Below are 19332 nucleotides of genomic sequence, written 5' to 3'. Positions count from 1 at the left end.
AATATTTTCTGATGGAAATGTACCCGGTAGAAGTATTGGTATTATTCTAAATCGAAAATTGAAGTATGATCATGATTTTCGTTCACTTTCCCAGCCGCTTTTATCTTGGTTTGTCTATCTGCCGGAGGAAACTTCATTGGGGCGGGAGAATCCATTGGTTGTTCCGCGGTTACGGGAGTTAATGAAGGAAGTTCGAATTTTTTTGAATTGGCAAAAAGAGAGCAAATTTTTTGCCTTGTTCAACTGGGATGGTCATATAACAGAAGATGGCAATTACTATGTTCAAATTTCTTCTAGTGCGGATTTTCATGAGTTATAGATTCGGCAATTAACATACGTGCAATATTTGCTTGATGGTGTATATTATCATCATGGAAACTCAAGATGCCCGAAAACTCGATAAGGTCGCTCTTGAAGAGCGGCGCAAGCAGGCCGTGAGATTGTATCAAAGCGGCAAATGTAATAATTGTACAGAAATCGGAAAAATCGTCGGAGCGCACCGCAACACGGTGGGCAAGTGGATAAGCAAGTGGAAAAAAAGCGGCTTGTCTGCTTTGAAAGTAAAGAAATGCGGTCGTCCAGTCGGCTTTGGACGCCGTCTGCTTCCGCATGAAGAGAGTAAGATACGGAAAGATTTGGTCGACCATTGTCCGGATCAGTTAAAATTGCCATTTGCGCTCTGGACTCGTCAGGCGGTACGGTTGCACATCAAGATTTCGTTTGGAATCGAAATACCAGTCCGAACCATGGGGGAGTACTTGAAACGCTGGGGATTTACGCCGCAAAAACCAGTTAAGAAAGCTTATCAGCGCAATGAGGCGCACGTTCAAAAATGGCTGATTGAGGAGTATCCCCGAATCAAAAAGCTGGCAAAATCAGAAGACGCGGATATCTTTTGGGGGGATGAAACAGGAATTCGCAATGACGAGGCCAAGGGCCGCAGTTATGCGCCGAAAGGCAACACTCCGGTGCAAGCAGTCAATCCGGTACGCGAAAAAGTTAATATGATCAGCGCGATTACCAACCAGGGGAAAACTCATTTCATGTTTTACAGCGAAACGATGACGGCTCAACTCCTGATCCAATTCATGGAACGTCTGATTCGTCAAAATGAGCGGAAAGTGTATTTGATTCTGGATAACCTGCGGGTTCACCACAGCAAAACGTTGACTGGCTTTCTGCAGGAAAACGCGGCTTTCATCAAGTTATTTTTCTTGCCGAGCTACAGTCCCGACCTGAACCCGGATGAATATCTCAACCGCGACTTGAAATCAAATCTGAACAACAAGCCCTTGGGACGCGCCAAAGGAAAAATAACCGAACATGCCAAGCAACATATGGAAATGATAGCTGAACAACCGGAACGAATCAAGAAATTATTCCATTCCAAGACTGTTTTATATGCAAGTTAGTTAGTTGCCGGTACAATATTACACGAATATCGAGGACAGGAACGTCAGTTTCGCTTGGAATTATCTCCCGGTGATTATTATTGGCGGATTCGTACGGAGAGCGGGGACGAAGTCGGCAAGTGGTCGGAGGTATTTGATTTGTACATTCGTGATGTCAGTAAATAATAGCTAGACAGTGTCGCCAATAGTTTCATATCAAAGCAGCAATGCACCTGATTTGAACTGCGGCCAGAAACGATGCCGTGTTTTTGGCATATCGCGTCGCAATTCCGCGCCACCGTTTCAGCACCAGAAATGCGTTTTCGCCCCAGTGGCGCAACTTATACAGTTCCTTATCGTATTCACGCTGAACCTTGCGGTTTTTTCTTGGCGGAATGACCGCTTTCATTCCGGACTTTTCCGCTTTCTCAACTATCGCGTCGGAATCGTATCCGCGGTCCGCCAAAAGAGCTCCAGCTTCAATTCCATCAATCAATTTTTCAGCCTGCCCACAATCCGCTGCGGTACCTTTTGTAATAAGGATTCTGACCGGCATACCATGCGCATCCACGGCCAGATGTATCTTGGTGTTGAGCCCCCTTTTGTCTTGCCCATGTCCTGATTGCCGCCGCGAGCGCCGCTTCTATGTGGATGAACTTTTACATGACTTGCGTCAATCATCAGCAGTTCAAATTCAGGATTGTCAATCAGCTGTTCCAGCAGACGTTCCCAGACCCCTTTGTCGCGCCAACGGCAAAAACGCTTATGAGTATTCTTCCAATCTCCGTAGCTCGACGGCAAATCACGCCAAGGGGCGCCCGTTCGCAATATCCAAAATACCGCATTCACAAATTGCCGATTGTCTCGCGCATTGCCTCCCCAGGTTCCCTTGCGCCCCGGTAACGACAACTCTATTTTTGCCCAAGACTCATCCGATATGTCGTGCCGTTCGTATGCATTCGCCATTTTTCATCACCTATAGTTTGACGTTTGCATAATATAGCACACATCTATTGACGACACAACCTAAATTTCCATTGATGCGGTGGTGCCGTAAGTCATTGTCATTTTGACTGCGGTTCCGGTTCCGGCGGTAAAGGTTCCCCCCCTCAATGAACTACCGGCTTGGAGACTTGGACCTGGGTGGCCTGGCTGGGATTCGGGTTCTCAATCTTCCAGACGGTATGCGGATCGCCGGTCGGCACATAAGCGCCGTTGGTCTTGGTTCCGGCGTTGGCCGGCGGATAGATGCGGATCTCGTAGCTGTTGCCGGGGTCGGTGACGACGACGTCGGCCAGTCCTTCGGCGCTGCTCCACACCTGCCTGATGTTACCGGGTTCGTCGTAAATAATTTCCAGGCCGACGCTCGGCGAGTCCGGCTTGATCTCGTCCGGCCGAACGGCGTGTTGTCAGGGATATCACCTGGCCGTCTTCGGCCGAATAACGCATTACATAGCCGTCGCCACGGAGTTGCAGCAGGGAGAATCCGCGAAACTGGCCGCATCAATCGTGCCGAAATCAATTGCCGGGCCGTTCGCCAAGGCGCTGTTCATTCAGAGCAACGCTCCGGCCGGGCCCAAAACGATCACTTTGCGCGGCAACTTGGTGCTGTTGATTACGGTAAAACCGCTGCCGATGATACTCTGACCGCCGGTCATGGATGGCGGCAGGAATTTCTGCTGGAAGCCTCGCAGCCGGTCAAATTCGGAGAAGTTTTCAATCGAAGGTCTGCCGGAAGCTGAGGTGACTATTGGCCTTCAGAAACCCTAATGAAGCGGAAGAAAATTCATCCGTCGCTCCGCTTCAAAACTCCCGATGAACAATCGAAAGTGCAGTTTGCTTCAGACGGCTCCATAGTCGTTCCCGATGTGAAATCTTGACAGTCGCCACCCGGCCGCAGTCGATATCCGGTTGGCCGGTAAATCGCAGCGTCACGCGGTACAAGGCGAGTACCGACGTATACGAATTGCTTTTTTCCGCTTCAAAATAGACCGGAATGGGGCCGCCGAAATGCTGAAGCAGCGGCGAATTTTCCAACCGGGTCGATATCTGATCAACTGCCGTGACTTCCGCTGGCCAGGAGGCCAGGGTATCCCGGAACGTCACGACAGCGACGTCTCCGACTTTCAATTTGCCGAGATCCCGGTCTTGGGCGTAGACGTAAAGCAACGGCTCCTGCGAAACGATTTCACCGATTTTCCTGCCCTTCGCCAGAAACGCTCCGGCCGACAAATCCGGTAATTCCGACACGAAGATACCGGCCGTGCCGGCGCGGGCGGTTAGGCTGTGTCGGCGCCGGAGCAATTCGGCCAGACTCAGACGATCGGAAGCGATCTTTTCGGCCGTCACCCGGCTTTCGGAAAACTTATTCTCATCGAGCTGCTGAAGCGCATAGAGCGTTTCATCGTATTTTAAGGTTCCGACCAGGCGTCGGATTGCGCTGTCCAACTGCGGCGATTCGAGCCGGAACAGCATCTCTTCCTCACGTACCGGACGCGCTCGGCGCGGCAGATCGCCAGTCAGATAGCCACCCTCCGGCACCGTTACCAGCAGCCGTTCCGCCGGAACGGTCTCTCCCGGCAAGGTGATGTTCCACGACAGCGGCAAAAACAGGATCGCCGCCAGAACCACCAGCAGCCCGCCGCCGAGAAATCGGCGCGCCCGGTTGGCTGAGCGTTTTGACAGCGCCCTCACCGTCTGAATCTCCCGCCAGCACGGATAGATCAGAATGCTGTACAGTTCAAGAATCATCATTACGATGGCCACCGCCTTGACGAATTTGTGATAGATCACCAGAATGATCGAGGTATAAAGAAAAATGCGGTAGATGAACGAACAGACGCCGAAACAAAGCAGAAATGCACCGCGCGGGTGGTCGGGCTTGGAGCCCAGGCGCAGAAAATACCAGCGCCAGAACTGTTTGACATATTCACCCGACCGGGTCATCAGATTTTCAATGTTGACCAGGTCGCAGAGGATATAATAGCCGTCGTAACGAATGCAGGGGTTGCCGTTGACGAACAGCGTCGAGATCAAACTCACGGCGAAAACGTAGAACATCGTCGACTTCCACGCGCCGGGTGGCAGGTAGGTCCAGAGCAGCGCCGCACAACCGCCGAGCAGCAGCTCGATGATGATGCCCGCCGAATCGATCAGCAGCCGCTGCCGGCGCGGCAGCCGCCAACTGTCGGTAGTATCGGTGTAGAGCCGCGGATAAAAGACCATGAAGCCAAGCCCGATGCCGCGCACCCGGCAGTGAAAGTGGATCGCGGCCAGCGAATGCGCCGCCTCATGGATGAATTTCAGGAACAGAATCGCGACAAAATATTTGGCCAACCCGGCCCACGAGAGCGAATCTAAAAAGGTGGCCCGTACCGCGCCGAAATCACGAATCAGCAGCAGATAGCCGAGCAGCGCGGGAACCAGCAGCAGCAGGATGACCGGCCGGGAAGCGAGCCAACTGACATACGGGCTGATTTTGTCAAAGAACCGTTCCGGCCGCCAAGGCGGGAATTTGAAAAAGAGATATGCGGCGGAGAAGCGCAGAAACGCCGTTTTTTCCCGCATTTCTGCCTGTCTTTCGCGTTTGACGCCGATGTGTCCGTATTCCGGAGCCAACAGATTGTTCTGCTGCAGAAAAGCCAGCAGCCGCATCAGCTCTTCCCGCGTTACCGGAATGCCGTTGCGGTTGAGTTTTTCCAGAAACACCGAAACCGGCTCCGATTCGTTCAGGAAAGCCAGAACATCGAGCAGCGTGGGAGAGATCTTGTAATAAGTGTCCGCCTGGCGGTCGAAAAGCAGTGGAGGGTCGCCGCGGATCACCTCGACGTCCGTCCGCAAAATACCGGTCAGCAGTTCGGGTTCGGTTGCGGCCATGTCACAATCCCCGGAAGTAAAGAACGACACTCTTGAACAACCGGTAACCGAGCGAAACCTTGCCGCCGGAGAGCTTGGCGATGCCGCGCATACCATAGCGCAGGCCGGTCAGGCCGTCCGGCAGTTTCGCCCGGACCCGATAGCAGTAGGTCTTCTGTTCGGTCAGCTCCGGATAGTGCGAAACCTCCAGAATTTCCACCGGAATCGCCGTCTCAGGTGCCGTATGTAAAAACAAAGTCGCGTCAAATTGCCGGCGCAAAATCGAGGCGTCGCGTTCGTTGACCGGAATCTCGGCAACCATGCCGGAGCCACCGAATACCTCAAAGAGCTTGTCGCCGGTACGGACCGCTTTGCCGGCCAGCAATTCGGCACGCCCGTCGGTCAAAGCCAGAATACCGTCCGCCGGCGCCGGAAGTTGCGAATGCTCCAGATACCATTCGGCCTCTTCAACCGATACTTTCACCGTGTCGCGCCGGGCCTCGAGGAGCTTTACTTTGCCGAGGCGGTCCTGATCGGTAAACGCGTTCTGCTGTTCCAGGGCAAGCTCAGTTTCGATCTCCCGCAGCGCGCTGCGGGCGCTGGAGAGGCGGTAGCTCAACTGCGCGGTGTCGTATTCGGCGATGAGCTCGCCTTTGGTCACCGTATCGCCGTCCTGAACCAGGCATCTGGCGATCGGGCCGTCGAACCAGGCATAAGAGCTGGTGATTTCCGGCGCTTTCAGCGTAAATTCCGCGGTGGCGTTTTCCGGCACCCGGATGAACATCGCCCCGGCGAGAATCATCAGCGCCGCCGCCCACATCCATCGTTTTTTTACCTGCCGTCTCACCCCGGTCAGACGGCTTTTGCAAAGGCGCTGATAGTAGAGCGCCTCGGAAATGGAGCTGCCCAGCAATTTCGCCGTGTTAGCGGCAAAACCCGGAACCTCTTTTTCATATTCCAGCAGCCAGATGAAAACGAAATCAATTTCGGCCGCATTCGGCGGCGGCGTTAGTTTGAGGCATAAATAAACCGCGTCATGTTCGGCCAGCTCAGTGGAAAGGCCGTTATCCCTGCTCACGGTCAGCGGTTCGTTCCCGAATTTCAACGTTTCCGCCAATTTGTTCTGCAAAACCGCCAGCCGGGAGTGCGGATTGACTTCCACTTGGCCGTACTGCGCGATCACCCGCGATTTACCGCCGGAGAGTTCCAGCAGTGTCGCGGTACGAAAATTCAACAGCGAACGGCTGTTGCTGACCGCCATCGCCGCCGCGTCGCTGAAATTTTTCGCGCCGAACAGGTCATGACCATATTTCAGCATCAACGCGAAGGCCTTCAGCCGGGCGGCAAACTCCTCATTGGCCATAAATCAACTCTCCGGTCATGCCGGCCTTGAACTGACCGGCGGCATTGTCGATCAACACCCGGATGCGCACCGTCCCGGTGCGATGATCAGCCTGCGGCGTTACCTCATAAATCCGTCCGGACGCGGTCAGGTTTTCCCCTGTTATGGCGATGGTGACGGAATTCCCGACCGTACAGAGCGCCTTGTCGTCCATCGGCACATTCATCACCGCCAGCAACTGGTTGTCGTCGATGATCCGGAACAGCGGCTGCCCCGGGCGGATGGTCTCGTATTCGCGGGTCAGAAACTCGACGATTTTGCCGGCAAACGGCGCTTTTACCGTGCAAAACGAAACGTTCAACTGCGCATCGGCGAGCGCGTTCTCCGCCTGACGAAAATCGTACTCGGACTTTTTCAGTTCGAAATCGCTGGTGAAGTTTTTCGCCCGCAGCAGTTTCTTGTCCTCGTAGTTCGCTTTGGCGAAATCGAACTGATCATGCGCTCGTTTTTCCTCGATCGCATATCGTGAAGTGTCGAGCGTCACCAGCGTGTCGCCCGCCTTGAACGGTTCGCCGAGCTTGAACCGGTACGGCTCCAACGCCGAATCGACCCGCGCGGCGATCACCGCCTCGCGGAACGGGAACAGCACCGCTTTCACCACCGGATGCTCTGCTGCTCCGAGCAACAGCACAGCGAACAATCCGCCTATAACGCCGAGTTTCTTCATGCGGTCACCAGCTCGTCCAACAGGAGTTCAAATTCGCTCTTGAAGGCGCGGCTCTTTTCCAACAGCGCATCGCCACGAACCGGACCGAAATCACGTAACAGTTTTTGAAGCTCCGCATCCGCTAACTGGGCGTTCCGCCCCGGCTTGATCGGCGGCATCTCCGGCGCGAGATACCGGAAGCCGGTGTTCTCTGCGCCCGGGATGCTGATCACATCTTCCGCCGGTCCGGACGCACCGTTCAGCGCCATGTTCGGAAGCAGAGTATCCGAGTTTGCAATTCCCGGAACATCATCGATAGGAGTGCGGTAAGGACTGAAGTTTCTCACACCGATGAAGGTCCCGAAGCCCATCGTATGGACCACCGGGCTTCTGAACGAATAGTCCGGCCCGTAGGAAATATTGCCGTTCTCGTACAATTCCGCAGAGCTGTTGATTCCCAGCAGGTCTTCAACGTCCGCTTTCAAATGATTCAACGCGTAGATCAGCCTCGGTGACCAAGTCGCTTGATTGCGATCCAGCCCGAGGTAGTCCGTCACCTGTCCAAAGAGCCGCTGGATCGTCGCATCGTGGGCAAAATCGGTAAAATTAATGTTGTTCCATTCGATGCCGTCACCGATATCACTCAAGTAATCGTAAAATGAAAGCGCGGCGGGGAGGCTGTTGATTCCCAGCAGCTTGAAATTGTCGCCCGCGAACGAGGTCAGCAAGTTCTTCAGCTCCGCCCGGACGCTGTCGGTGATCAGCGCGGAGGCAAAATTCGGATTCAACCCGGAAGAATAGATACCCGAGTCAAAAACCGGCTTCGCCACAATGGTCAGGTTGGCCCCAACATAGGTTAAGTTGTAGTTGCCGCCGGCCGTCAGCGTTCCCTGCCGGATCGCGTAATCGCCGGCCTTTTCACCGGCGTCGCGCGTCAGTTCGCCGGAAAACCGTCGCCATCGACCAGACTGCCTTCGGTGAGCTGGTAAGTCAATTCCGGATCGGCGGTTCCCCCAATTTTTTTTTGCTCATCCGCCGTCACCGTAATGTCCCGCGGCGTGATCGTTGCGGTCGTTGAGGTCTGCTGACCGGTACCGGCAAGAATGTAGTTGCCCACGTCGGCGCCGCTAAGGGTCAAAGCACCTAAATTGACGGTTTTTCCAACTCCGGCGTTTTTATCGGCGAAAACGCCGGTGGCGCTGACGCTCAGGGTATCGCCGATGACCTTACCGGCCAACACCGCATTGGTGTAATCGAGCGTCGCGGCGGTCGTGCCATCGTAGACGCGGTCGTCTGCCGCGATGCCGCTGACCGTAATCGCACGCGCCGTAATCGTTGCGGTGGTCGTGGTCTGCTGACCGGTGACGGCGAGAACGTAGTTCCTGGCATCGGTGCCATTCAGAGTGAGAGTGCCCAACGTGACAACCTTGTCGACCCCAACATTCTTATCGGCGAAAGTGCCGGTTGTGCTGACGCTCAAGGTATCGCCGGCCAACTTGCCGGACAACATCGCGTTGGTGTAATCGAGTGTTGCGGCGGTGGTGCCGTCGTAGACGCGGTCGTCTGCCGCGATGCCGCTGACCGTAATCGCACACGCTGTGATTGTTGCGGTCGTCGTGGTCTGTTGACCGGTACCGGCAAACACGTAGTTATTGGCATCGGTGCCGCTAAGGGTGAGCGTGCCCAGCGTGACTACCTTGTCGACTCCAACATTCTTATCGGCGAAACTACCGGTGGTGCTGACGCTCAGGGTATCGCCGGCAACTTTGCCGGTCAGCACCGCATTGGTGTAATCGAGCGTCGCATCAGTGGTGCCGTCGTAGACGCGGTCGTCGGCCGCGATGCCGCTGACCGTAATTGCACGCGCCGTAATCGTCGCGGTTGTCGTCGTCTGTTGGCCAGCGCCGGCCAGCACATAGTTCCTGGCATCGGTGCCATTCAGAGTGAGAGTGCCCAACGTGACAACCTTGTCGGCTCCAACGTTTTTGTCGGCGAAAGTGCCGGTGGTGCTGACGCTCAGGGTATCGCCGGCGACTTTGCCGGTCAGCATCGCATTCGTGTAGTCGAGTGTGGCAGCGGTGGTTCCGTCGTAGACGCGGTCGTCTGCTGCGATGCCGCTGACCGTAATCGCACGCGCCGTAATCGTCGCGGTCGTCGTGGTCTGCTGACCAGTGCCGGCGAGAACGTAGTTCCTGGCATCGGTGCCATTCAGAGTGAGCGTACCTAAGGTGACTACCTTGTCGACCCCAACATTCTTATCGGCGAAAATGCCGGTCGTGCTGGCGCTCAGGGTATCGCCGGCCAGCTTACCGGTCAGCACCGCGTTGGTGTAATCGAGTGTGGCGGCGGTGGTGCCGTCGTAAGTACGGTCGTCTGCCGCGATGCCGCTGACCGTAATTGCACGCGCCGTAATCGTCGCGATCGTCGTGGTCTGCTGGCCAGCGCCGGCGAGCACATAGTTCCTGGCATCAGTGCCGCCAAGGGTGAGCGTACCTAAGGTAACAACCTTATTAACTCCAACATTCTTATCGGCGAAAGTGCCGGTTGTGCTGACGCTCAGGGTATCGCCGGCCAGCTTGCCGGTCAGCACCGCGTTGGTGTAATCGAGCGTCGCATCGGTGGTGCCGTCGTAGACGCGATTGTCGGCCGCGATGCCGCTGACCGTGATCTGCTTCGGCGTGATCGTCAAAGTCGCTTTCGAGTAGTATCCTCCCAATATGATTTCATAAGAGGTCACATCGGAATCCTTCACCTGCGGCCGAGTAGTCCCATTGAGGAAACTCCAGTCGCCGCCAAGTAAAATACCGCGCGCATAAGCGGAAAGCTGAAAGGAACCGGCATCGCTCAGCGTCTGGCCGTAGGTTATACTCTTCCCGGAGTCGAAAAGCGTGTTCAGATAAACCGCGATATTCGTTGTTCCGGCAATGGTATTGGTGTCGTCGAGCACCAGGCTTTCCGCCGCCGTCAGGTCGTGAATATCGGTGTAGCGGATCACGATTCCGATTTTCGGGAGCGTCAATTGGTAATGGTTGCCGTTGATTTGCAGGTATTGGCCGTTGGCCGTCCCGCTTGCGTCAAAACTGTTCGCAACCGCGATATCGCCGCCGAACTCTTTCACCTCGGCGCCATCGGCGCCAGTGCCGGTGAGCAACAAATCGAAATACGTTCCGCCATAGACGACCTGCGAATCCGCAGAACTGTAGATCACGCCGCCGCCGGTCCGATCGACCGTTGCCGAACCGTCGGTAGAACCGGTGAAGGAGAGGTCGCCTTTGCCGCTCAAAAGGAGATGGTTAAACGCGGCGGCTCCCTGCACGATAAGCGCGAATTCGGATTTCAGGGCAATCCCGTCCCTACCGCTGGAGACCGAGGCTCCGGTATCGCCGAAATTGAGGTTCAGATCGAACTTGAGCTCGAGATCATGATCCAGAACGGCGGCGATTTTGCCGGCGAAGGTGACGGTGTCGCCGGAGTGCGCGTAATAAAGCGCGGCCTCGCGGAGGCTGATCCGGCCGTCGCAGGGATCCACCAAATCCAGGTCGGTGGTGACGGTGAGCGACGGCTGTTCCCGGAGCATGTTGACGGCCCCGATGCTGTAGGTCTGACTCCGGTCATACATCAGGCGGTCCCGGCCGATCTGGTCATACGAGAACTGTTCATCAGTCGGCACCGACTTCAAATAGTTGATCAAGGTCTGCCAGTTACTCGAATCCTTGCTGTAATACTCGATGTCGCAACCGTTCTTGCCGTAGTACGACCGCAGCTTCGTACCATCCGTGGTAGTCTCCACAACCGAAACGTCTTTCACCTCGAAATAAAGCTGCTCCACGCCGTTGACCGTCCTCTTCCGAGGATTCCCATCCGTGAACGGATCATCCTGGCAATCGAAGAAATTGTGATCACTGTAATCGGGCGTTTTCTGGGGAGTTTCACTGGTAACCAGATAAACGGCGGAGAAGCCGTTATTTCCGTCGACCTTTATGTTCGTGGAACCGGTATTGCCGAGAATGATCGAATTGGCGATCGCCAGTTCGGCGGAGTCGCAGTAAATCCCGCTGCCGTCCTTCTTGCCGTTATTCTGGGTAATGGTGGAGTTCAGGACGACCAGGGTGCCGTTTTCAGCATAAATCGCCCCGCCCTTTCCGTTGGTCCGGTTTCCGGTAAACGTGGTGTTCGCCACCACCACCTGGCCATTGCTGTTCCAGATAGCGCCGCCGCCGGAGTTGCCACGGTTGGTATCGGCCAGATTCCTGGAAAACGTTGCGTTGTTGACCACCAGGCTGCCCGTGTTGTAAATCGCCCCACCGCCGCCTTCGGAAGATTGATTGCCGATGAAGGCGGCATTGTCGATCACCAGATTTCCGGTATTGTAAATCGCTCCACCGCCACGTTGGCCGCTGATCCCATTCCCGGTAAACGTGGTGTTGGTCACGGTCAGATTCCCCGCGTTGATAATCGCGCCGCCGAGCCCTTTCGCATTCCCCCCGTCCTCAAAAATCAGGCCGTTGAGGAATACATAATTGTCGGCGCCGATTTCCAGGGGGCAAACGCGCGTACTGGATCGGCCGCCGTCAATGGTGATTCTGCCCCCGCCGTCGATGGTCAGCGGGTTCAAAATCGTGAACGCCCCCGCTGCGACGGTCAGGCTTGCGAGCTTGCCGTCGATCTCAATGGCGCTGCCCGCCAGCGAATCCGCGAAGGTGATCGTGTAGGTATGATCCGCCGCGCGGATTCCCGCCGCGGCAAAGGCCAGCGCTTCGCGCAGGCTGATCACGTCATCGTAAGGATTCACCACATCCTGATCGGTGGTGACGATGAGCGACGGATTTTCCTTGAGCATGGAAATCGCCCCGATGCTGTACGCCGCGAGCAAATCCCGCGTCAGCCGCGCCCGACCGATCTGATCATACTGGAGTTGAGCCGTGGACAGCGCGACCGCGCCGATGTCCGCCCAGCGGTAAATCGCGGTCATGTCATAATACTGTAGATTTCCGCCGACCACCCGCAGTTTCGTGCCCGCCGTAACGGCCGGCGCACTGTCTTTCAGCTCGAAATAGCTCTGCGTTACCCCGTTGATTTTAGTGGTGGAAACCGCCGGCCGGTCGCCGAAAATTTCCTCCGGCGTCACGTTGAAGTGATTTGCCACATTCCTAGTGAAGGCTCCCTGCATGCTCCCGATGAAGGAGTAGTAGCCTTCGGCCACGCCGTCCGCGTATAAATCCTCGCCGCCGGTGTTGCCGGCCAGGATCGAATTCGCCAGCCGCAGCTTCCCGATGCTGTAAACTGCGCCGCCGTTGCCGCCGGCCTCATTTTTGAAAAAGGTCGCTCCGACAACGGTCAACGTTCCGGTATTGTAAATCGCGCCTCCGTCGCGGTCGGCTGAATTCTCGAACAATGTCGCATTCGCCACCGTCAGAGTTCCGGCGTTGTAGATCGCGCCGCCGAAATTTTCAGCGATATTATGTCGGAAGGTGGCGCCGTTTACCGTCAGCGAGCATTCCGCCGCGTTGAAAATCCCCCCGCCGTTCTGTTGGGTCGTATTGGCGTTGAAATCGGCGTTTTCCACCGTCAGCGTCCCGGCATTGTAAACCGCGCCGCCGGCGATGCCGGCCGCGTTATTGCTGAAGGTGGAATTGGTGATCGTCAGCGTCCCGGCATTGTAAATCGCGCCACCGTTATCAGCGGAATTGGAGTTGAACGTCACACGGTTCATCGTCAGGCTGCCCGCGTTGTAGATCGCGCCGCCGTCCTCGGCGAACCCCTCCGACAAAGTAAAGACGTTCATCCGGACCTCATTGTCCCGCCCGATGACGAAGAGCTGCGTCAACCCGCTGCCAACGATGGTGACTTCGCCGTTGCCGTTGATGATCAGCGGGTCATCCGCCGCAAAGCTCCCGGCTTTCACCGTCAATGCTCCGAGCGCGGGATCGAGCATAATGATGGTTCCGCTGAACAAATTCGCGAAGTCAACCGTATAACTGCCGTCGAACGCCCGGGTCCCCGCCGCGGCGTAGGCCAGCGCTTCGCGCAGGCTGATCCGGCCGTCGTAGGGGTCCACGAGGTCCAGATCGGTGTTGACCGTGAGCGACGGCGTTTCCCGGTGCATGGAGATCGCGCCGATGCCATACTCCGAGGAGGAATCGTACATCATCCGCGCCCGGCCGATCTGGTCGTGCTGCACCAGCTCCGTGGTCAGCGTGACCGCGCCGAGGTTCACCCAGCTCGAATTTTCGATATCGTAATACTGCAAATTGCCGCTGTTTTCGTCCACCTGCAATTTCGTTCCCGCGCTGGTGACCTTGACATCCGGCGTATTCTTGACCTCGAAATAGCTCTGGGTGATCCCGTCGACCACCCGGATCGAAGGTGTTTTGGTGGTGAAAATCTGGCTGGCCTGAACATTGGAATAAGAGTGCCATTCGGTCACGAAGGAACCGACCGCGGTGCCGTAAACTAAACCGATGGCGGTGATGTCGCCATTGCTATGGATATCTTTCCCGTCAGCCGGGGAAAGATTGTCGACAATGATGTCATTGACCAGGGTTATCGCCCCGCTCCGGACGAAGATTCCGCCGCCGCCGCCATTAGCGATGTTCCCGGTCAGGGTGGAACCGGCCACCGTCAGCTCGAACTTCGTGTCGCCGTTGAAGTAGATCGCGCCGCCGTCGTCGTTCGCCCCATTTCCGTAAAAGGTGGAATTCACCACCGTCAGCAGCCCGTTGCTGTAAATCGCCCCGCCGACGCCGGCCAAATTTCCGGTAAAGGAGGCGTTCGCGATCACCAGCGACCCGGTGTTGTAAACCGCCCCGCCGCCACCGCCGTCCGCCATATTCCCGGTGAACGCGGCGCCGGTCACGCTCAGAGTACCGGCGTTATAAATCGCGCCGCCATCGCCGCCGCTACGACCGTTTTGAAAGGTCATGCCGTTGAGGGAAACGCGATTGTCGGCGGCGATTTCCAGAATATGGGTAGCTCCGCCACCGTCGAGAGCGACCCGCCCGCCGCCCTCAATGGTCAAGGGAGCCGTCTTAAACTGCGGCGAATCGATGCTCAATGCTCCGAGCGTGCCGTCGAGCGTAATGGTGATCTCCGAGCCGAGCGAATCCGCGAAAGTGATCGTGTAACTGCCGTCCGCCGCCGTGAATCCCATCGCGGCATGGGCCAGCGCTTCGCGCAAGCTGATCAGGCCGTCATTGGGGTTCACCACATCCAGATCGGTGGTGACGGTGAGCGACAGCTGCTGCTGGACCGCGCCGGGGCTGTACTTGAAAAACGAATCCGCCGTCAAACGGTACCGCCCAATCTGGTCGCCCTGAAGCTGCACCGTGGTCAGCGCGACCGCGCCGATGGTGTACCACCGGCGGTTGCCCGGATCCGTCATGTCGTAATACTGCAGAAAACCGTTGCCGTCCACCTGTACTTTCGTACCCGCCATGCCGATCACCGCCTCATCCTTCAACTCGAAATAGTTCTGCGTTACGCCGTTGATTACTTTCCCGGCCGGAGTTGGAGAGTCGCCGAAAACATCCGACGCTTTGATATTTCCCCGGGAACCGGTGGCCGTACCGGTTTTCCCTGACAGCCCGCCATAAAAGGAATAGTAAAGGTCAGCCTGACCCACATAGAAATCGCCCTTAACGCTGTCGCGGTTGCCGACGAAAATGGAATTCACCGCTATTACGATGCCGGGGCTGTAAACCCCTCCGCCCTTGTTGGCGGTATTATCGTAAATGGTGGTTCCCACCACCAGCAGCGAGGCATTGCCGCTGTAAATCGCCCCACCATTGACAACAGCCTCATTCCCGAAAAATGTCGAATTCGCCACAGTCAGCGTCCCGGCATTGTAAATCGCGCCGCCGGAGCCCCCACTGTTCTCGCGGAAAGTGGCGGTATTTATGGTCAGACTGCTTCTCGCCTCACTGTAAATCGCGCCGCCGTTGCCAACTGCCGTGTTATGGTTGAAGTTGACATTTTTAATATTCAGCGTCCCGGTATTGGTGATGGCGCCGCCGTCACCGCCGGCATAACCGTTCCGAAAGGTCATATTGTTGAGGAAAACAAAATTGCCGGCGGCGATATTCAGGAGCTGGCTACCGCCGGAACTGTCCGTATGACCGCCATCAAGGGTGACCCGCCCTTCACCGTCAATGGTCAGCGGGGCATCTTTCGTAAACAACGCCGAATCGACGGTCAGGGCTTTGAGCGCGGGGTCGAGCGTGATGACGATGTTCGAACCGAGCGAATTTGCGAAAGTGACCGTGAAAGTGCCGTCCGTCTCCGTGATTCCCGCCGCGGCATAAGCCAGCGCTTCGCGGAGGCTGATTACGCCGTCGTAGGGGTCCAACACATCCAGGACGGTATCGACGGTGAGCGACGCGTCTTCCCGGATCATGGAAATCGCGCCGACGCTGTACTCTTCGGACGAATCATGGAGCTGCCGCGATCTGCCGATCTGGTCGTGCTGGAGCTGCGCCGTGGTCAGCGCATCGCGCCGAGGGTTTCCCATTTGAACGGGCCATCCATGTAGTAATACTGCAGAAAACCGCCGCCGTCCACCTGTACTTTCGTACCCATCGTGACGGCATCCACCCCGTCTTTCAGCTCGAAATAAATCTGCTTCACGCCGTTGATTTCTTTCTCGGCCGGACTAGGAGAATCGCCGAACACATCCTTCACTTTGATCTTCCCCCAGGAAGCGACGCCCTTGCCGATATTTCCCGACAGCTGCCCGTAAAAGGAATAGTAGAGGTCGAGTTCGGCATTCTGCGTCGACAGGTCGTTGGCGGCGGCCACGTCGGCGATGTTGCCGACGAGGATGGAATTGACCAGCACCAGCCTGCTGGCGGCGCCGTTACTGAAAATCGCGCCGCCTTCGCTCCGGACGCCTATGCCGGCGGTATTGTGGTAAAAGGTGGAACCCACCACCGTAAGCCGGCCTTTGTTGTTGTAAATCGCGCCGCCGTCGCCGGCGCTCTTCTGATCGTAAAATGTCGAATTCGCCACGGTCACCCGGCCGGCGTCGTTAAAAATCGCGCCGCCGCTTCCCATGACTGTGTTTTTGGAAAAGGTGGCGCTATTGATAGTCAACGTACCTGCCGACGTATTGTAAATCGCGCCGCCGTCACGGGCTGCCAGGTTGGTATTGAAGTTGATGTTTTCCGCAGTCAGCGTTCCGGCATTGTAAATCGCGCCACCGTTGTCGCCGCTATTGCCGCTGAAGATGGAATTCGTAACGCTCAGCGTTCCGGCATTGTAAATCGCGCCGCCAGTCTGGGCTTCGTTGTCCCGGGAGATTACCCGGTCGATGTCCACCTTGCTGTTGAACCAGTTGAAGACTGCTCCGCCCTTGGTCATGCCGACGCCATTGGCATGGCCGTTCTGCAGGATCAGATTGTACATGGCCACATCCGTCGCGCGGTTCCCGTTGCCGATCTCGAAGATCCGGTTTATGCCGCCGCCGTCGATGACGATGTACGACTCACCGTTCGCGTCGACCAGGTCGTTGCCGTCCTGATCCACTCCGGCGATCCGGATGTGGTCTTCCCGGAGAATCTGGATTTTGCGGTCCAGAACGATGGTTTTCTTGTGGTTTGGATCAGTCGTGAAGAAAGCCTTGTCGAACCTGACCTCATTGCCCGGCATAAACACTTCCGTTATCTGGTTGTCTTTATCGAGAACAAACCACGAGGCGCGCCCGGCGTATTGAATCGCGTCCCGCAGGGTGGTCACGTCGTCGAACGGATTGGTATGATCGGAGGCGGAGTCCAGGTTGGTGTTCACCACGATATCGGGCTTATGGGCCTGCAAGGCGTAAGCGCCGATGTTGTAGCTGGAAACGTCAGTCCGGGAGATACCGTTCTGCCCGGCAGCGAACATCAGCGCCACGGCGTTGTCGCCGAGCCCGAAATTGACCGCTCCCACCGTCGTAATGAAGTCGATGTTGCCGCCGCCGTCCATAGAGACCCAGCTACCGGAGTCGATGCTCCAACTCGAGCGGTAGTAAAAATTGCCTTCCCAGAGTTTGTTGAAATCCGCCGGGCCCGAATTTTTCTTCCAGCCGACCAGCGTGCCCTCGATCGCGCCAACGCTGTCGGCATAAATTTTTACCATTCCGTCCTGGAAGATCGGCATTTCGTCATTCCGGTCGACCAGCTCCCACTTTCCGGAGGTGTTGTCCTTGTCCCATTTGGCATGAAAGGTTTTATCGACGTCGGACGCGATATTGCTTTCGCCGTCCGAGATGCTGGACGTCATGGTAATGACGCCGTATACGAGGAAAGAGCGGGAGAACTTGGCGGCTTCCCCCCCGATATCGTTCGCGGCGGTGGGATCGTCCCCGGTATAATTGCCGACGACGATGCTGTTGATCACTTCGAGATTGGCATTATTATAACCCGGATCCATATAGATGCCGCCTCCGCTGTCCGCTTTCTGGGCCGAATTTCCCGCCAGCGTGGAGTTCACCACGGCCACCTTTCCGCTATTGGAGCCGGAATAGATACCGCCGCCGTTACCCTCCGCCCGGTTGCCGTAAACCGTGGAATTCACCAGTATGAGAGTCCCGAAATTGCTGACGGTTCCGCCATTGTTCCCCGCCGTATTGTAAATCGCGCCGCCGCATTCCGAGGCGGAATTGCCGCTGAAGGTGGTCCCTGTGATATTCAATATTCCGGAATTGCCGATGGCGCCGCCAGAGGTGGCGGAGTTGTCGGTAAAAACGGAATCTTTGATGTTCACCACAACCTGATTGTGAATCGCGCCGCCGGTGTCGCCGGAATCGCCGCTGAAGAGGCAATGCGTGATGTTCAGCGTTGCGTTATTCCAAATCGCGCCGTCGCCGCCGTTGTGAAACGCCAAATTCTCCAGCGTCACCGTAGTGGTGCAACCGTCGATCCGTAAAATATCGTCGGTGCCGTTGCCCTCCAATACGGTGTAACTCAATCGGTCCCCGCTGATGGTCAGGTCTTTGTCGATCGAGATGTCCGAAGTCAGGGTAACCTTGCCAACGGAGTCGGCAAAGGTGATTTCATCGCCGGAATGGGATTGACCGATCGCGTCGCGCAGGGAGCCGACGCCGTCGTTCAGGCCGCTGGTCACCTGAATGTTGTGCAGTTGGTATTCGTAACCGGATACGCTAATGCTGGCGGTTTCAATCACGCCATGATGGAATTCGAGGTCCCAGTCGCCGCCCAGTCCGGTGGCGTCGGTGCTCGCCGCCACGTCCGCGCCGGTGGCGTCGGCGATCATGTCGACGAGGTGCTGCCCGGCGTCACTCTTCGCCAGGTCGCAGCCGTAAATCATAATATCGCCGTGGTCGGTCAGGTGTTCGCCGACCGCGGCCCATTCGGCGGCATCGAAGTGATCGCCGTCAACCACCTCGCCATTCAGCACGAAGTAGCCGTCATTGCCGTGCGAAACGATGTGAATCGCGTCGTAATGCGTATCGGAGGAGTTCAGATAGTCGAGAATCTGGTCCATCGCGTCGGAGCCGGAATCGAGGTGCAGCACCTCCTGGTTCGGCGCAAGTTCGCCGAGAATCGCATCGGCGTCCATGACCGAAGAGTTGATGACCACCAGTTCCTTGCCGGTCGAGACGGATTCGCCGTGGTCGTTCAGCACCAGATGGTCGCCATCGACCGGGGCGGGATGCAGCAGATCGTCGAGCGCCGGGCCGACACCATGGTCGATAACCGGGCCGACGCCGTGGTCAACGCCGTGATCGAGCGCCGCATCGTCGATCACCGGCAGGTCGCCGTTGATGATTTTATCGACCAGCGCATCCACATCGGCGTTGTGCGCCGGATCGTCCGGCGCGTCGCCGGCGTCATGGTGAAGCGCCTGATCCGCCGGATTCTCCGGCGGCGCGTTCTTCAACGCGTCCCGGTCGTCCTGCGCCTGTTTTTCACCCTGGTTCACATTGGCGTTCGGATCGTCGTGCGCTGCTTCCGCCGCTTCGACGATTTCCACCGCCGCCGCCGCTTCGAACAATACCCGGTCTTCCAACCGAAACAGATCAAATTCACTTTTCATGAAACACC

At 56.7% G+C, this 19332-nt stretch carries 10 protein-coding genes; 2 read left to right on the top strand and 8 right to left on the bottom strand.

Annotated features, from left to right (window positions below; genetic code table 11):
- Nucleotides 1-371: 371 nt before the first annotated feature.
- Nucleotides 372-1412: an IS630 family transposase gene (locus HWX74_RS18730; protein ID WP_176011602.1), complete on the top strand. Its 1041-nt coding sequence runs from the start codon at nt 372-374 to the stop codon at nt 1410-1412.
- Nucleotides 1413-1602: 190 nt separating this feature from the next.
- On the opposite strand, the gene HWX74_RS18725 is transcribed toward HWX74_RS18730, so the two are convergent.
- Nucleotides 1603-2357 (bottom strand): IS5 family transposase gene (locus tag HWX74_RS18725; protein ID WP_368506835.1). Its coding sequence is split into 2 segments (ribosomal slippage): nt 1603-2015 and nt 2015-2357, totalling 756 coding nucleotides; the frame shifts between segments, so codons are not numbered across the junction.
- Nucleotides 2358-2500: 143 nt separating this feature from the next.
- Nucleotides 2501-2710 (bottom strand): hypothetical protein, encoded by a 210-nt coding sequence (locus tag HWX74_RS18720; protein WP_176015077.1) that lies wholly within the window; start codon nt 2708-2710, stop codon nt 2501-2503.
- A gap of 61 nt (nt 2711-2771) precedes the next feature.
- Between HWX74_RS18720 and HWX74_RS18715 the strand changes: the two genes are divergently transcribed.
- Nucleotides 2772-3038, top strand: a complete 267-nt coding sequence (locus HWX74_RS18715; RefSeq protein ID WP_176015076.1) for a hypothetical protein — start codon at nt 2772-2774, stop codon at nt 3036-3038.
- Between the two features lie 156 nt (nt 3039-3194).
- Here HWX74_RS18715 and HWX74_RS18710 read toward each other — a convergent pair whose 3' ends face one another.
- The 6 genes from HWX74_RS18710 to HWX74_RS18685 form a co-directional block, all read right to left on the bottom strand.
- Nucleotides 3195-5267 (bottom strand): site-2 protease family protein, encoded by a 2073-nt coding sequence (locus tag HWX74_RS18710; RefSeq protein ID WP_176015075.1) that lies wholly within the window; start codon nt 5265-5267, stop codon nt 3195-3197.
- 1 nt (nt 5268) lies between these two features.
- On the bottom strand, nt 5269-6609 hold the full coding sequence (locus tag HWX74_RS18705) for an efflux RND transporter periplasmic adaptor subunit (RefSeq protein ID WP_176015074.1): 1341 nt from the start codon (nt 6607-6609) through the stop codon (nt 5269-5271).
- Nucleotides 6599-7315 carry an efflux RND transporter periplasmic adaptor subunit gene (locus HWX74_RS18700; RefSeq protein ID WP_176015073.1) on the bottom strand — a complete coding sequence of 239 codons (717 nt, stop codon included), beginning with the start codon at nt 7313-7315 and terminating at the stop codon, nt 6599-6601. The genes HWX74_RS18705 and HWX74_RS18700 overlap by 11 nt, the downstream gene beginning before the upstream one ends.
- Nucleotides 7312-8124, bottom strand: coding sequence for a hypothetical protein (locus HWX74_RS18695; protein ID WP_254872364.1), 813 nt, complete (start codon nt 8122-8124; stop codon nt 7312-7314). Before HWX74_RS18695 ends, HWX74_RS18700 begins: the two co-directional genes overlap by 4 nt.
- A gap of 104 nt (nt 8125-8228) precedes the next feature.
- Entirely contained in the window at nt 8229-15800 is a 7572-nt protein-coding gene (locus tag HWX74_RS18690) for an S-layer family protein (protein ID WP_176015072.1), read from the bottom strand.
- Nucleotides 15773-19324, bottom strand: a complete 3552-nt coding sequence (locus HWX74_RS18685) for a DUF4347 domain-containing protein (RefSeq protein WP_176015071.1) — start codon at nt 19322-19324, stop codon at nt 15773-15775. The genes HWX74_RS18690 and HWX74_RS18685 overlap by 28 nt, the downstream gene beginning before the upstream one ends.
- Nucleotides 19325-19332 lie beyond the last annotated feature (8 nt).

Source organism: Victivallis sp. Marseille-Q1083, from assembly GCF_903645315.1.
Taxonomy (GTDB): domain Bacteria; phylum Verrucomicrobiota; class Lentisphaeria; order Victivallales; family Victivallaceae; genus UMGS1518.
This window is presented reverse-complemented; position numbering and strand designations above follow the sequence as displayed.

What these genes read in the sequence shown, in the direction of transcription:
- HWX74_RS18685 (WP_176015071.1), bottom strand. Translation starts at nt 19,324, where the DNA reads ATGAAAAGTGAATTTGATCTGTTTCGGTTGGAAGACCGGGTATTGTTC.
- HWX74_RS18690 (WP_176015072.1), bottom strand. Translation starts at nt 15,800, where the DNA reads ATGGGAAACCCTCGGCGCGATGCGCTGACCACGGCGCAGCTCCAGCAC.
- HWX74_RS18730 (WP_176011602.1), top strand. Translation starts at nt 372, where the DNA reads ATGGAAACTCAAGATGCCCGAAAACTCGATAAGGTCGCTCTTGAAGAG.
- HWX74_RS18700 (WP_176015073.1), bottom strand. Translation starts at nt 7,315, where the DNA reads ATGAAGAAACTCGGCGTTATAGGCGGATTGTTCGCTGTGCTGTTGCTC.
- HWX74_RS18710 (WP_176015075.1), bottom strand. Translation starts at nt 5,267, where the DNA reads ATGGCCGCAACCGAACCCGAACTGCTGACCGGTATTTTGCGGACGGAC.
- HWX74_RS18705 (WP_176015074.1), bottom strand. Translation starts at nt 6,609, where the DNA reads ATGGCCAATGAGGAGTTTGCCGCCCGGCTGAAGGCCTTCGCGTTGATG.